Genomic DNA, 13,501 nt, shown 5'->3' on the forward strand with positions numbered 1-13,501 from the left:
GCCTCAGGACAACCCGGCTGGCAGGTTGCGCAGCCCGCGCAGCACCTGGTCGCAGGCATACGCCAGCCAGCCCTCGCGAGCCTGGGGGCTGGCCAGGTCGATGCCAAGGAAGGCGCCCAGGGGGTGCTGGTTGGAATGGTAGAAGTAGCACAGGGATGAAATCAGCAGGTAGGTATGGTGAATGTCCACGTCGGCACGGAACACGCCCTGCGCCTGGCCGGCGTGGATGATCGGCGCCAGGTTGCCCAGCGCTTCGCCGCTCAGCGCCTTCAATGCAGGCGACTTGCGCGAGTGGGAGGCCTTGTGCAGGTTTTCGGTGTTGAGGATGCTGATGAATTCAGGGTGCTGGATATAGTAGTGCCACACGAATTCGATCAGCTGCCGCAGCGCGCCCACCGGGTCGTCGAGCTCGAAGCGCTGGCGGCTTTCAGCCTCGTTGAAACCGGCGTAGATGCCTTCCAGCACACTGATGAACAGCTGCTCCTTGTTTTTGAAGTAGTAATAGATCATGCGGTCGTTGGACTTCGCCAGGCGCGAGATCTTTTCGATGCGCCCGCCACTGAAGCCGTCCTGGCTGAACACGCGGGTGGCGGCCTTGAGGATGCGGGCGCGCGTCATCTGCGCTTGATGGGCGCGCAGGCCGGAGTTGGGGGTGGGCATGAACACTCCGAGGCTTGTTGTCTCTGGCATGATACGGCATGGCCGGTTCCACAGTCTTGCTCTTCGCAGGAGGCCGGCCCGCTTAGACGATTCTTCGTTGAAATAGGCAATAACGCGCTCTTTATGGGCAATCGTTTACACGTTTCCCAGACGCATACTCTAAGTGATAGACGCGTCCGTGCCGTGCTGGTCCGGAAGCCGCCTGCCGTCTACAGTTCTGGAGGTGGTTGCCACACGGGTACAGCGGTAGCGCTTACTCACGATCCCCGACTGGCCTAAGCCTTGGGAGTAGAACCCTCGCCGAAATCGCTTTAATTGTCATGTTCGATAGCGTTCGCGTCGGCAATGGAGAAGACCGTGGCTCACTTCAAGATGGCGTCCAGTGGAGTCTCTCCAGCCCCGAGCACCTCGGGTGCGCTGACTCGCAATGACACCCGCATGCTCGCCAGCGCCGTCAGTCAATGTGCGAGGAGCGCTGGTGATTGTGCGACGGCGATTCCTGGCCTGAGCTTGCATCGGCACCCGAAGCTGACCCTGCCGTTGCATTGCGTCTACGGCTTGGGGATGGGGCTCACACTGCAAGGGCGCAAGCAGGTGGTTGTGGGGGATGAAGTGGTGACCTACTCACCTGGCCAGTCAATGGTGACAAGCGTTGATCTTCCGGTGAGTTCTGCGCCGTGGGTGTCAGTACCGTGATCTGAACCATAAGAAGCCAATGAGGACCCAACCATGACCGAACCGACCGGAAAAAACATTCCAGACGCAAACAGCCCCGGTCAGCTCTTCACTGAGCTGACAACCCCTTCGCGGCGTCATTTCCTTCGAACAATCGGTATTTCTGGAATGGCTGCCGCTACCGCTCCAGTATGGGCCCAGGCCGCCCAGTTGGAAGCGCCCATCGATGACAGCGAAAAGCCCCTGGCCAAGGGTGAGCAGCGCATTACCTTGAAAGTGAACGGGCAGCCGCACACGCTCAATGTTCCGGGTAATGCAGTGTTGTTGGACGTAGTGAGGGACCGGCTGAAGCTGACGGGCACCAAGAAGGGCTGCGACCACGGCCAATGCGGCGCGTGCACATTGCACATCAACGGTATCCCCGTGAACAGCTGCCTTTCGCTGGCCGCCATGCACCAGGGTGATGAGATCACCACCATCGAAGGTCTCGAGCACAATGGGCAATTGCACCCCATCCAGGAGGCCTTTTGGGCCCACGACGCCTTTCAATGCGGTTATTGCACTTCCGGCCAGATGATGACAGCGGCGGCAATCATCAAAGACCCGAACATCGGTGCCGATGATGCCAGCGTCCGGGAGGCCATGAGCGGCAACATCTGCCGCTGCGGGGCCTACAAGAACATCCTTGCCGCTGTGCAGGATGCCCGAAGCAAAATACAAGGAGCCAGCTGATGAGAGCCTTGGAATATACCCGCGCTACCACTGCCGAACAGGCTATTGCGACCCACGCCCGCACCGAGGCTACCGCATTCCTGGCGGGCGGCACCACGCTGCTCGATCTGGTGAAACTGGACATCATGCAGCCGGATCGCGTTGTGGATGTCCATACGCTGGCCCTGAATCAGGTCGAAACCCTGGGTGATGGCCGCACTCGTATTGGCGCGATGGTCACCAATACTCAGCTGGCTCATCACCCGCGAATCAGTGAGCAATACGCGGTGCTCTCTCAGGCGCTTCTTTCCGGCGCCACGACTCAATTACGCAACAAGGCAACCACTGCCGGCAATGTCATGCAGCGCGTGCGGTGCAACTATTTCCGCGACGGTGTCTCGGCGTGCAACAAGCGCGTTCCAGGTTCGGGTTGCGCCGCCATTGGCGGGCATAACCGCAGCGTCCATGCGGTGCTCGGTACCAGTGACCACTGCATCGCGACTCACCCCTCCGATATGTGCGTCGCGATGGCCGCCATCGGTGCCAAGGTCGAAGTACAAGGGCCCGCGGGTAAGCGGGAGATCGACTTTCTGGATTTTCACCTGTTGCCCGGTAGCACCCCCTGGAAAGAGCATGCGCTTGGCTCTGACGAGCTGATCACCCATGTGACCCTGAACGCCCCGCTGGGGAACAGCAAGTCGGGCTACCTGAAGTTGCGCGACCGCGCTTCCTACCAATTCGCCCTGGCCTCCAGCGCGGTAATACTGGTGATGGATGGCCAGGTCATCCGAGAAGCGCGTATCGCCCTGGGAGGCGTCGGGACCAAGCCATGGCGTGCGCTTGAGGCGGAGCGAGCGCTCCGCGGGGTGACCGCCACACCGGAAAACTTCGCCAAGGCTGCGGCAATCGCTTTGCAAGGGGCAAAGCCCTACGCCCATAACGCCTACAAGATTCCTCTGGCAAAACAGGCCATCGTGCGCAACCTCACGGTAACCGGCACAGGAGCTATCGCATGAGTGACTCAATCATGGGGGCCTCCCCGCGTCGTATCGATGGCCGCCTCAAGGTCACTGGTCGTGCACAGTACGCAGCCGACCATCATCCTGAGGGCATGGTTTTCGCTTATGGCGTCTACAGCACTGTGGCGAGCGGCTCCATCAAAGCGCTCGATATCACCGCAGCTCGCCAGTCGCCTGGCGTGATCGAGATACTGCACCACGGTAACTTTCCCCAGGCATTTCACACGTCGCCGGTGCCATTCTCGCTGTCCGGCGTGCTGACGGGGTCACGAACGGATGAAAAGCGCCTGCCGTTTGAAGATGATGTCATTCGGTATGCGGGACAGTTTGTCGCCCTGGTAGTCGCGGATACGTTCGAGCACGCGCGCGAGGCAGCGCTCAAGGTCAAGGTCAATTACGCCAGTGCCGCCACATTCGCCAATTTGAAGCAGGGCCTGAAGCAGCGGGCGCCTGCGGAGGGTGGCCACGGTCACAAACGAGGTGACCCTGCCGCAGCGTTCGACCAGGGCGTGCAGACGGTGGATGCAACCTATACCACTCCCTGTGAAACCCATAACCCGATGGAAATGCATGCCACGGTCGCGGAGTGGACAAACGGCAGGCTAGTGGTCTACGAGGCCACGCAATCCGTGGTCGTTCACCGTAATACGCTTGCCCAGGTATTCGGCTTGCCGACTGAGCATGTCGAAGTCAGGGCGCCATTCATTGGCTCTGGCTTTGGCGGCAAGCTGTGGATATGGCCGCACTCGGTCGCCGCGTGTGCAGCCGCCAAAGTGGTGGGGCGTCCGGTTCAACTGGTCGTGCCGCGAGCGCAGATGTTCACAACGGTCGGGCATCGTCCTGAAACCGAACAAAGAATGAGGTTGGCTGCCGATGCCAACGGCAAGCTGGTTTCGCTGCGACATGAATCGCTCAACACCACTGGCTTCGGTGATCAGTACGTGGAGAATTGTGGCGGGATGAGTGCGAGTCTCTACGCCTGCGCCAATGTCGAGATCACCCACGGGACAGTGCAGGTCAATCGAGGCGCCCCCACATCGATGCGCGCACCCGGTGCAGCGCCGGGGCTGTTTGCGTTGGAGTCGGCTATCGATGAATTGGCGGAGAAGTGCCGGATGGACCCGCTCGCTTTCCGCCAACTGAATTGGGCGGCGCAAAACGGTCAGGAGAACCTGCCGTGGTCAGGTAACCACTTGCGTGAGGCGCTTGCCCAAGGCGCGGAAAAATTCGGATGGGCCCAGCGTACTCCTGGCATTGGCAGCATGCGCGATGGCCATGAGGTCATCGGTTATGGCATGGCGCAGTGCAACTGGGATGCCTTCCGTACCCCCGCGAAGGCTCGCGTATCGCTGAAGTCCGATGGTCGCGCAGAGGTGTATTGCGGCGCCCAGGATATCGGGACCGGAACCTACACCGTCATCGCGCAATGTGTCAGCGACATCACGGGGCTGCCCCTGGACAAGATTGTGGTGGAGTTGGGCAACTCATCATTCCCACCTGCTCCCGTCTCCGGTGGATCGTGGATCACTGCCAGCGTACTGCCTGCGGTCGCCGAAGCCACCCGCGCCGCACTGACACAGCTCAAACGCTTTGCGTCGTCAGCTGAAGGCGGGCTTGCCGATGCGAAGCCCGAAGCCATCAACGTGAGTAACGGTCGGCTGGACGATGGCACCACCCGTCTTGGTTTCGCCGATGTCCTCAACCGGTTGAAAATCGCCAGCGCCGAGGGCGAAGCACACACCGGCATGGCCGATACGGCGAAACACGCCTTTGCTTCGTTTGGTGCCCATTTTGTCGAGGTCCGCTGGGATCCGGGGATCTCTCGACTGCGAGTGTCGCGGGTGGTCAGTGCTATTGACGTGGGCAAGATCATCAACGCCAAAACCGCACGTAACCAGGTGGAAGGGGCGATTGTCATGGCCATCGGTATGGCGCTGTTCGAGTCCGCCGATTACGACGAGCGTAACGCCATGCCGGTGAACAACAACTACGCCGAGTACATGGTTCCCGTCCACGCGGACCAGCCGGAGATCGATGTGATCCTGCTGGACTATCCCGACTACAACCTCAACGAGTTCGGTGCCCGCGGGGTAGGGGAGATCGGCGTGACCGGCCTGGCCGCAGCCGTGGCCAACGCGGTCTATCACGCGACCGGGAAACGGGTACGCGACTTGCCCATCAGCCTTGAGAAGCTCATGGATGAGGGGCATCAGGTCGCTTAGGCGTGGTGGCCATACGGGGCGAAGCTCTCTCCCTTGAGGACTTCGCCCCTTGCGGCGATTACCCTCCGGATAGCCAGAGTCGATTGATGGCGTGGCGCCTATCTGCTAGCCCGGACGTATGATAGCCGCACGCCTAAAGACGTAGGGCCGTCGATACCCGGCACGTCCACTGTTCACCCATCCACCCGCACCCCGGAAAGTTGTCCCCGAAAATCGTGAGTATCTCTGTGGATAAAACGTTAAACCTCCCTGAAACCGGGGCCAAAGTCGATGTGATGAAATAATGACCAAAGGTTGCTGCCGCCGGGTGCCCGGCCCCTCTGGTAAACTCTACCAATTGACCAGAGGGCCCCGTCCATGAGTGAACCGATTCGCCTTACCCAGTACAGCCACGGCGCTGGCTGTGGCTGCAAGATTTCCCCCAAGGTGCTGGAGGTGATCCTGGCGGGCAGTGGCGCCCAGAACCTGGACCCGAACCTGTGGGTAGGCAATGCTTCGCGCGACGATGCGGCGGTGTACGGCATCGATGGCGAGCGCGGGGTGGTGTCGACCACCGACTTCTTCATGCCGATCGTCGACGACCCGTTCGACTTCGGCCGTATCGCCGCAACCAACGCCATCAGTGATATCTACGCCATGGGCGGCGATCCGATCATGGCGATCGCCATTCTCGGCTGGCCGGTCAACGTGCTGCCGGCGGAAGTGGCGCGCGAGGTGATTCGTGGCGGCCGCGCGGTCTGCGACGAGGCAGGTATCACCTTGGCTGGCGGCCACTCCATCGATGCGCCCGAGCCGATTTTCGGCCTGGCGGTCACGGGGCTGGTGGAGAAGCGCTTCATGAAGCGCAACGACACCGCCACCCTGGGCAGCGAACTCTACCTGACCAAGCCCCTGGGCATTGGCGTGCTGACCACGGCGGAAAAGAAGGGTGTGCTGCGCACCGGTGATATCGGTGTCGCCCGCGACCAGATGTGCACCCTGAACAAGCCCGGCAGCCGCTTCGCGCGCCTGGCAGGCGTTACGGCCATGACCGACGTCACGGGCTTCGGCCTGCTCGGCCACCTGGTGGAAATGGCCGATGGCAGTGGGCTCACCGCACGCCTGGACGCCGCCGCGGTGCCGCTGCTGCCCAACATCGAGTACTACCTGGACAAGGGCTGCGTACCGGGCGGCACCCTGCGCAATTTCGACAGCTATGGCGAACGTATCGGCCGGCTGAGCGCGCTGCACAAGTTGTTGTTGTGCGACCCGCAGACCAGCGGTGGCCTGTTGATCGCGGTCGAACCCCAGGCGCGTGCCGAGTTCCTGGCGATGGCCCGCGAGCAAGGCCTGGACCTGGCGCCCATCGGAACGCTGGTGGCGCGCCAGGCCCACGCGGTCGAGGTTGCCTGATGCGTGACAACTGCACGGATTACCGCGGGCTGTTCCTGGCCGACACACCGCTGATGGATGTGCGCGCGCCGGTGGAGTTCGAGAAGGGCGCCTTCGCCCGCAGCCTCAACCTGCCGCTGATGAACGACAGCGAGCGCGAGCAGGTCGGCACCTGCTACAAGCGCCACGGCCAGCAGGCCGCCATCGAACTGGGCCATCGCCTGGTGCAGGGCGAGCTCAAGGAGGCCCGCATCGAAGCCTGGGCGACGTTCGCTCGCCAGAACCCCGACGGCTACCTGTATTGCTTTCGCGGTGGCCTGCGCTCGCAGATCACCCAACAGTGGTTGAAAAGCGAGGCGGGCATCGACTACCCCCGGGTGGTGGGGGGCTACAAGGCCCTGCGCCATTGCCTGATGGACACAACCGAGCAGGCCGTGCAGGCCTGTGATTTCGTGCTGGTGGGTGGCTTGACCGGTTCGGGCAAGACCGAGGTGCTGGCGTGCCTGGGTAACGCCCTTGACCTGGAAGGCCACGCCAACCACCGCGGCTCCAGCTTTGGCAAGCACGCCACGCCGCAGCCGGGGCAGATCGATTTCGAGAACCGGTTGGCCGTGGATATCCTCAAGAAGCGCGACCGGGGCATCGACTCTTTTGTGCTGGAAGACGAAGGCCGCGCCATCGGCAGCCGCGCGGTTCCGCTGTCACTGTACCAGCGCATGCAGGAGGCGCCGCTGGTGTGGCTGATGGACGGCGTCGAAGAGCGTGTCGAGCGCATTCTCAAGGACTACGTGGTGGACCTGTGCGCGGAATTTCTCGCGGTGCATGGCGTTGAGCAGGGTTTCGACCGGTTTGCCGAGCGTCTGTGCCAGAGCCTGGCGAGCCTGGTCAAACGGCTCGGGGGTGAGCGCTACCAGCGCCTGGCCAAGGCCCTGGACAGTGCCCTGGACGAGCAGGCGCGCGGCGGCGGAGTGGAAGGGCATCGGGCGTGGATCAGCGGGTTGCTGACCGAGTATTACGATCCGATGTACGCCTACCAGCGCGAGGCAAAAGGTGCACGAATCGAATTCGCCGGCGGCCGCGACGAAGTACTGGCGTACCTGCGCGACCGCTGACGTTGCCGCTCCCCGTGGCAGAAGGTTATAGCACCAGCGCGCCAATCAGCCCGGTGATCACGCCCACCGCCATGGTCAACACCGCCACCGTCACCAATACCCGGGTGTCGAACGACTTGCGCAGCATCAGCAGCGACGGCAGGCTGATGCTCGGCAATGTCATCAGCAGTGCAACCGCTGGGGCGGTGCCCAGGCCCAGGGTCATGAGGGTCTGCACGATGGGGATCTCCGCTGCCGTGGGGATCACGAACAGGGTGCCCACCACCGCCAGCGGTACCAGCCACAGCAGGCTGTTGCCCATGGCGCCGTCCACGTGGGGGAACAGCCACACCCGTGCGGCGCCCAGCACCAGCACCGCCAGCACGTAGACAGGGATGGTGGTCCAGAACAGGTGCCACAGCGACCGCATCCAGCGCCCGAACCAAGGGCCCTGTTCTGGCTCGCTGGCCTGTTCGACCGCTGCCACCGCCGCTTCGGGCAGCACCTCGGGGCGGGAAATGCGCTGCGCATACAGCGATACACCGACCACCAGGATGACCCCCGCGATCAGCCGCACCGCCGTGAAGCCCCAGCCCAGCACGAAGCCCATGAACACCAGGGTGGCCGGGTTGAGCACAGGGTTGGCCATCCAGAAGGCCAGCGCCGCGCCTACCGAGACCTGCTGGCGGCGCAGGCCGGCGACCACCGGGGCCGCGCAGCAACTGCACATCATGCCCGGCAGCGCGAACAGCCCGCCGCGCACGGTAGAACCCATGCCGGCCTGGCCAAAGGCACGCAGCAGCCAGTCACGGGGTATCAACACTTGCACCAGCGAACCGAGAATCACCCCCAGCACGGCGGCTTTCCAGATCGCCAGGAAATACACCTGGGCATAGGCCAGCGCGGCGGCCAGTGGCTCCTGGGCATGGTCGTCGATGATGGAGCCACCGATGCTGTGGTTGCTGGCCGCCACGAACGACTTCAGGTAATAGGGCGACCACTTCACGTAGTAAAGGCCGATCACGGCCACCAGCACGAAGGCCAGGGGTTTAAGCCAGAACAGCCGGGAACGCTGTTGGGCGGGGGAAGTGAGGGTAGTCATCGGTGGGTTCCGGACAGGACGAGATAAGTAGGGAGCCATTTTAGCTCAGGTTGCCTGCCAGCAGCGCGTAGCGTGTGCGTGCCCAGCAAACCCCGCGACGATGGTGAGCGCACTCAAGGTTTGTCCGCTACAGTGTTCACACTAATAAGGATAAAGCCCCGTTACGCCCGTGCACACGGGGGGAAACGGCGGCCTGAGGCAGGAAGCGTTCTGGCTCGCTCGGTGGGTTCGATCATGCGCTTTTCTCGTTTCGTCGCAGCCTGGGCATTCGTGTGTTGCGGTGGCCTGGCCCTGGCCGCCGATCCCTCTGCCAATCCGCAGCACACTATCGAAAAGGCCGAGGTGCTGGAACACAAGGTCGCGGACAAGGATAGCGCCCAGGCGCCGCCCAAGGCCGCGATCATCAGCAAGCCCGAGGCCCAGGCAGTGGACCCTGTCGGTGAAAAACCGGTGGATGACGCCCTGACCTGCCTGGCCCGTACGCTGTATTGGGAAGCCAAGGGCGGGACCCCAGAAGACATGGCGGCAGTGGCCAATGTGGTGCTCAACCGGCTGGGCCATGACGGTTTTCCAGGCACCGTGTGCGAAGTGGTGAAGCAGGGCGCCGACAAGAAAGTCTGCCAGTTTTCCTGGTGGTGCGACGGTCGCTCCGATGATGTGCAGGAGCCCGAGCGCTACAGCGTCGCCAAGGAGGTTGCACGCAAGGCGTTGAACCAGGAACTGCCCGACCGTACCCGCGGGGCCATGTACTTCCATGATCGCCAGGTCAAGCCAGAGTGGGCGGGGCAGTACCTGAAGACGGCCGAGTCGGGCAAATTCCTCTTCTACAAACCTCGCGAAGGCAAGGCCAAGTAGCCATGCAGAACAGACGTCAGCGGCAGGCGACCGGGCGAAGCTCGGCCAGGCCACGCCGCCATCTGCTCGTCACTCGGCGTTCAGGCACCGGGTCACCACCCGTGCCAGCAACACCGGGTCGGTGAGGTAAGCCGCATGGCCCTGGCGCGGCAGGGTATAGAGCGTCAGGCCGCGCAGGCGGTCCACCAGCGCCGCGGCGCAGGTCAGGCAGGGGTCATGCTCGCTGATCTCACCTACCAGCAGAAACGGCCGGGCCTTGAGCCGGCGCGCTTCGGCGACCGATGGCTTGATGGTATCCAGCGCGGCAGCTTCGTTCACGAAGGCCGGGACGGTGCTGACCATCGCTGGCCATAGCGGGATGTGTTTCATCTGCTCGACCTGGGCCGCAGGCATGCGCACCACGTGCCGGAGGGCGTGCACCGTGGCCGCCTCCATCTCGCCTTGGGCCACCAGGGCTTGCAACTGCGGGTAGTGTTCGCCCGTGGCGGGGCGTGGCAAGGAGTTGATGGGTTCGTACAGCACCAGGGTGCCGTCGAAGCCATCCCGCAAGGCCTGCATCAAGGCACAGCCGCCACCGAAGCTGTGGCCCAGCACCGCGGTGCCGGCGCCTGCCAGCGTGACCATCGCCGCCAGGTCATCCAGCTCGGCATCCAGGCTGTAGGGGGCGTCGCCATAAGGGCTGCTGCCGCGGCCGCGGCGGTCGTACAGGTACACGGTATGGCTGGCCGCCAGTTGCCGGGCGAACGTGGCCCAGTCGCTGGCCAGGGTGAACGCGCCATGGCAGACCACCAGCGCCGGGCCTTGGCCCCAGCGCTGGTAGCCAATGGACGTCCCGTCGCGGGAGATGACAGATCCTTCGATGCACTTCATGGTTGCAGCGGGTCCTCGGGGAGAAATTCGAGGCGCCAACCTAGCACACCCCGAGGCCCATGCAAGCTAGACGATGGAGTGCCCCAGTACGTCGATGATGCGTTGGGCGATGTGCTCCACATGGGTCTCCAGGGCAAAGTGCCCGGTATCCAGCAGCTCCACGTGGGCATTGGGGTTGTCCCGGCGGTAGGCCTCGGCACCGGGCGGAATGAAGAACGGGTCGCCCTTGCCCCAGATCACCAGGGTCGGCACCTGGGTGTCGCGGAAGAACTGCTGGAACGCCGGGTAAAGCGTGAGGTTGTTGCGGTAGTCATAGAACAGGTCCAGCTGGATCTGCTTGTTGCCAGGGCGTTCCATCAGCAGCGCATCCAGGTAATAGCCTTCGGGGGCGATCTGCTCGGGGTCGCTGACGCCCTCCACGTATTGCCAGCGGGTGGCTTCCAGGTTCAGCACGTTGTCGTGCACGGCCTGGCGGTGTTGCGCCGTAGGCTCGGCCCAGTAATCCCGAATGGGCGCCCAGGCATCGCCCAGGCCTTCCAGGTAGGCGTTGCCGTTCTGCGACACCAGCGCGGTGACCCGTTCCGGGTGGGCCAGGGCCAGGCGCAGACCGGTAGGGGCGCCATAGTCGAACACATACAGCGCGTAGCGTTGCAGGCCCAGGGCTTCGACGAAAGCCTCCAGGGTCTTGGCCAGGTTGTCGAAGCTGTAGACGTAGTCGCGTTCGGCTGGCACCTGGGTGAAACCAAAGCCGGGCAGGTCCGGGGCAATCACCCGGTAGTGAGGAGCCAGCAGGGGGATCAGCGTGCGGAACTGGTGGGATGAACTGGGATAGCCATGCAGCAGCAACAGCACCGGTGCATCGGGCTGGCCTGCTTCGCGGTAGAAAACGTTGACGCCATCGGCGTCGACACGGTGGAAGTGGACGCGGGGAACAGTGCTCATGTGGGGGGCTCCTGTAACTGGGTAAGTTGTTATTGCCGGTTACAGCTCTATTTGCTCAGGCCTGGTGTAACTAGTCAAATTATTTTTATAGGTTACAATGTGCGGACACCTGTCAGGAGAGGCTGTTGATGAGCGCTGAAACCCCCGCCCCCTTGGTGCTGGCCGACCACCCGGTGCTGGACCTGCTCAACACCCGCATGATGGTTGAAGGGCATCGCCAGGATCTGCTGACCGACGGCGTTCAGGCGGTGGAGTGGTTGCACAGGGTTGGCCTGCCGCTGGAGGACGTGGGCGGCGAGGCGGATCGTCAGCGCTTGCTCGAGCAGCTGCGCACGTTGCGTGACGTGATCGAACCGCTGGTGCTGGCGCGCGGGCAGGGCATCGTGGCTGACCCGCAGGGCTTGAACGGCTTTCTACGCAACGCGGTGGTCCAACTGATGTGGACCCAGGAGCAGGGGGTGGTGCTGGACCGCAGCCATGACCCCGACCCGGTGACACGGTGCATCAGCCAATTGGCGTTGGAGGCGGCCACATTGCTGGCCGAGGGCGATTTCACGCTGGTGCGCCAATGCGAAAGCCACGACTGTACGCTGATGTTCTACGACCGCACCAAGTCGCACAAACGCCGCTGGTGCAGCATGGCCGTGTGCGGCAACCGCCACAAGGTGACGGAGTTTCGCAAGCGGCGCCAGGGACTGTAGGGGGAGGCCCCGACAGCCGCTCGCTGGCAAGGGCGGTGCGCTTACCCCTCGCTCAATTCCGCCCGTGAACCCATGCGCCAGGCACTGCCCACTGCCGTGCACACGAACACCCCTGCGGCCACTGACAACGCCAACGGCAAGCCGACGTTCGAGGCTTGCATCAACCCGCCGCTGACCACCGGCCCCAGTACGCTGCCCAGGCCGAACAGCATGCCGGCGCCGGCATTGGCGGTCACCAGGTCATGGCCGCGGAAGCGTTGGCCGATCAGGACGATGGCCAGGGTATAGGTGCCGCCCGCCGCTGCACCCAGCAAGAACAATACGGGCCACAACACCGGGTTGCCACCCATCAACCACGCCAGGCTGGCGCCGATGGCCAACACGCACACGCCACAGGCCAGGTGCAGGGCGGTGCGTGGCACGCGGTCGGCCAGCCAGCCCAGGGGCAGTTGCAGGCACATGTCGCCCAGCAGGATGACGCTGACCATCAGCGCGGCTTCGGCGGGGCCGAAGCCGTTGTCGGCGGCATAGACCGGAAACAGCGCCAGGATCACGCTGTCGAAGAACGAGAAGAACAACACGCCCATGCACAGGGTGGGCGCCAGCCGCACGAAGCCCAACAGGGAAAAACGGCGGGGGGCGTGGTGTTCCTCCTCGCGGCCGCGGCCATTGGGCAGGCCGAACAGGCTCAGGCATGCGAGCCCCAGGGCGACACTCGCGCAGCTGACCACGTAGGGGCCAGTGGTGCCCAGCAGGGAAATCAGCAGCGGCCCGAGCATCTGGCTGCCGGTGTAGGCAGTGGTGTAAACGGCGATGGACTGGCCGCGGCGCTGGTCGCTGCACAGTTCGTTGATCCAGGCTTCACTGAGGATGATCACCACGCCCATGCCCAGCCCCATGGCCAGACGCAGCCCGGCCAGGGCGTACAGCGAGTCACGCAATGGTTCAAGCAAGGCGACGCTGGCCAGGCACAGCGCCAGGCAGGCCTGGAACAACTGGCGGCGGTTGAAACGTCGGGTCAGCGCGGCGCACAGGCTGGCGGCGAGCATCATGCCGACGGCGGGCAAGGCCGAGAGGATACCGATCTGCGCGGCACTGGCGCCGGTGTCGAGCAAGCGCAGGGCGGTGAGGGGGGCGGTGGCGCCCAGGCATATGCCGGCCACGGCGGCGACAAACAGCAGAACAGGCAGGGTCAGGCGATTCATGTGAGATCCACGCGGGCAAATCAACGGCGCGCGCAAGATCACTGCGTGCGTCACGGGGCCAACCGAGGCTGGCCGGA

At 63.6% G+C, this 13,501-nt stretch carries 12 protein-coding genes and 1 pseudogene; 8 read left to right on the forward strand and 5 right to left on the reverse strand.

The window, feature by feature from the left end:
* Positions 1-3 precede the first annotated feature (3 nt).
* Complete coding sequence (locus HWQ56_RS12855; protein ID WP_176570722.1) at positions 4-660, reverse strand: TetR/AcrR family transcriptional regulator; 657 nt, start codon at positions 658-660, stop codon at positions 4-6.
* A gap of 372 nt (positions 661-1,032) precedes the next feature.
* Between HWQ56_RS12855 and HWQ56_RS12860 the strand changes: the two are divergent.
* From HWQ56_RS12860 to mnmH, 6 genes and pseudogenes are all read left to right on the forward strand, one after another.
* Positions 1,033-1,332, forward strand: a pseudogene (locus HWQ56_RS12860) (AraC family transcriptional regulator); the annotation flags it as partial.
* A 57-nt stretch (positions 1,333-1,389) separates the two neighbouring features.
* The gene (locus HWQ56_RS12865) at positions 1,390-2,067 is read left to right on the forward strand and encodes a (2Fe-2S)-binding protein (RefSeq protein WP_176570723.1); all 678 of its coding nucleotides are present in this window, start codon (positions 1,390-1,392) and stop codon (positions 2,065-2,067) included.
* Positions 2,067-3,062 carry an FAD binding domain-containing protein gene (locus HWQ56_RS12870; RefSeq protein ID WP_176570724.1) on the forward strand — a complete coding sequence of 332 codons (996 nt, stop codon included), beginning with the start codon at positions 2,067-2,069 and terminating at the stop codon, positions 3,060-3,062. The genes HWQ56_RS12865 and HWQ56_RS12870 overlap by 1 nt, the downstream gene beginning before the upstream one ends.
* A complete protein-coding gene (locus HWQ56_RS12875; protein ID WP_176570725.1) occupies positions 3,059-5,287 on the forward strand; it encodes a xanthine dehydrogenase family protein molybdopterin-binding subunit in 2,229 nt (742 codons plus the stop codon). The genes HWQ56_RS12870 and HWQ56_RS12875 overlap by 4 nt, the downstream gene beginning before the upstream one ends.
* Before the next feature lie 357 nt (positions 5,288-5,644).
* Positions 5,645-6,679: a selenide, water dikinase SelD gene (selD, locus tag HWQ56_RS12880; protein ID WP_158157707.1), complete on the forward strand. Its 1,035-nt coding sequence runs from the start codon at positions 5,645-5,647 to the stop codon at positions 6,677-6,679.
* Positions 6,679-7,770: a tRNA 2-selenouridine(34) synthase MnmH gene (gene mnmH / locus HWQ56_RS12885; RefSeq protein ID WP_176570726.1), complete on the forward strand. Its 1,092-nt coding sequence runs from the start codon at positions 6,679-6,681 to the stop codon at positions 7,768-7,770. Before selD ends, mnmH begins: the two co-directional genes overlap by 1 nt.
* Positions 7,771-7,795: 25 nt before the next feature.
* Here mnmH and HWQ56_RS12890 read toward each other — a convergent pair whose 3' ends face one another.
* Positions 7,796-8,851: a permease gene (locus HWQ56_RS12890; RefSeq protein ID WP_176570727.1), complete on the reverse strand. Its 1,056-nt coding sequence runs from the start codon at positions 8,849-8,851 to the stop codon at positions 7,796-7,798.
* A 234-nt stretch (positions 8,852-9,085) separates the two neighbouring features.
* Between HWQ56_RS12890 and HWQ56_RS12895 the strand changes: the two genes are divergently transcribed.
* Positions 9,086-9,706, forward strand: coding sequence for a cell wall hydrolase (locus HWQ56_RS12895; protein ID WP_176570728.1), 621 nt, complete (start codon positions 9,086-9,088; stop codon positions 9,704-9,706).
* Between the two features lie 69 nt (positions 9,707-9,775).
* Here HWQ56_RS12895 and HWQ56_RS12900 read toward each other — a convergent pair whose 3' ends face one another.
* Together HWQ56_RS12900 and HWQ56_RS12905 are read right to left on the reverse strand one after the other, a co-directional pair.
* A complete protein-coding gene (locus HWQ56_RS12900) occupies positions 9,776-10,576 on the reverse strand; it encodes an alpha/beta fold hydrolase (protein WP_176570729.1) in 801 nt (266 codons plus the stop codon).
* A 66-nt stretch (positions 10,577-10,642) separates the two neighbouring features.
* Positions 10,643-11,518 carry an alpha/beta fold hydrolase gene (locus HWQ56_RS12905; protein ID WP_176570730.1) on the reverse strand — a complete coding sequence of 292 codons (876 nt, stop codon included), beginning with the start codon at positions 11,516-11,518 and terminating at the stop codon, positions 10,643-10,645.
* 128 nt (positions 11,519-11,646) lie between these two features.
* Here HWQ56_RS12905 and HWQ56_RS12910 point away from each other — a divergent pair, with 128 nt between their 5' ends.
* Entirely contained in the window at positions 11,647-12,219 is a 573-nt protein-coding gene (locus tag HWQ56_RS12910; protein ID WP_176570731.1) for a CGNR zinc finger domain-containing protein, read from the forward strand.
* A gap of 41 nt (positions 12,220-12,260) precedes the next feature.
* Here the strand turns inward: HWQ56_RS12910 and HWQ56_RS12915 are convergent, their stop codons facing one another.
* A complete protein-coding gene (locus tag HWQ56_RS12915; RefSeq protein WP_176570732.1) occupies positions 12,261-13,424 on the reverse strand; it encodes an MFS transporter in 1,164 nt (387 codons plus the stop codon).
* Positions 13,425-13,501 lie beyond the last annotated feature (77 nt).

The sequence above is a fragment of the Pseudomonas eucalypticola genome, from assembly GCF_013374995.1.
In the GTDB taxonomy this organism is placed as follows: Bacteria; Pseudomonadota; Gammaproteobacteria; order Pseudomonadales; family Pseudomonadaceae; genus Aquipseudomonas; species Aquipseudomonas eucalypticola.

Bases quoted from the DNA above. Each gene is read 5' to 3' on its own strand.
- HWQ56_RS12855 (WP_176570722.1), bottom strand. From the start codon at position 660: ATGCCCACCCCCAACTCCGGCCTGCGCGCCCATCAAGCGCAGATGACG.
- HWQ56_RS12865 (WP_176570723.1), top strand. From the start codon at position 1,390: ATGACCGAACCGACCGGAAAAAACATTCCAGACGCAAACAGCCCCGGT.
- HWQ56_RS12870 (WP_176570724.1), top strand. From the start codon at position 2,067: ATGAGAGCCTTGGAATATACCCGCGCTACCACTGCCGAACAGGCTATT.
- HWQ56_RS12875 (WP_176570725.1), top strand. From the start codon at position 3,059: ATGAGTGACTCAATCATGGGGGCCTCCCCGCGTCGTATCGATGGCCGC.
- selD (WP_158157707.1), top strand. From the start codon at position 5,645: ATGAGTGAACCGATTCGCCTTACCCAGTACAGCCACGGCGCTGGCTGT.
- mnmH (WP_176570726.1), top strand. From the start codon at position 6,679: ATGCGTGACAACTGCACGGATTACCGCGGGCTGTTCCTGGCCGACACA.
- HWQ56_RS12890 (WP_176570727.1), bottom strand. From the start codon at position 8,851: ATGACTACCCTCACTTCCCCCGCCCAACAGCGTTCCCGGCTGTTCTGG.
- HWQ56_RS12895 (WP_176570728.1), top strand. From the start codon at position 9,086: ATGCGCTTTTCTCGTTTCGTCGCAGCCTGGGCATTCGTGTGTTGCGGT.
- HWQ56_RS12900 (WP_176570729.1), bottom strand. From the start codon at position 10,576: ATGAAGTGCATCGAAGGATCTGTCATCTCCCGCGACGGGACGTCCATT.
- HWQ56_RS12905 (WP_176570730.1), bottom strand. From the start codon at position 11,518: ATGAGCACTGTTCCCCGCGTCCACTTCCACCGTGTCGACGCCGATGGC.
- HWQ56_RS12910 (WP_176570731.1), top strand. From the start codon at position 11,647: ATGAGCGCTGAAACCCCCGCCCCCTTGGTGCTGGCCGACCACCCGGTG.
- HWQ56_RS12915 (WP_176570732.1), bottom strand. From the start codon at position 13,424: ATGAATCGCCTGACCCTGCCTGTTCTGCTGTTTGTCGCCGCCGTGGCC.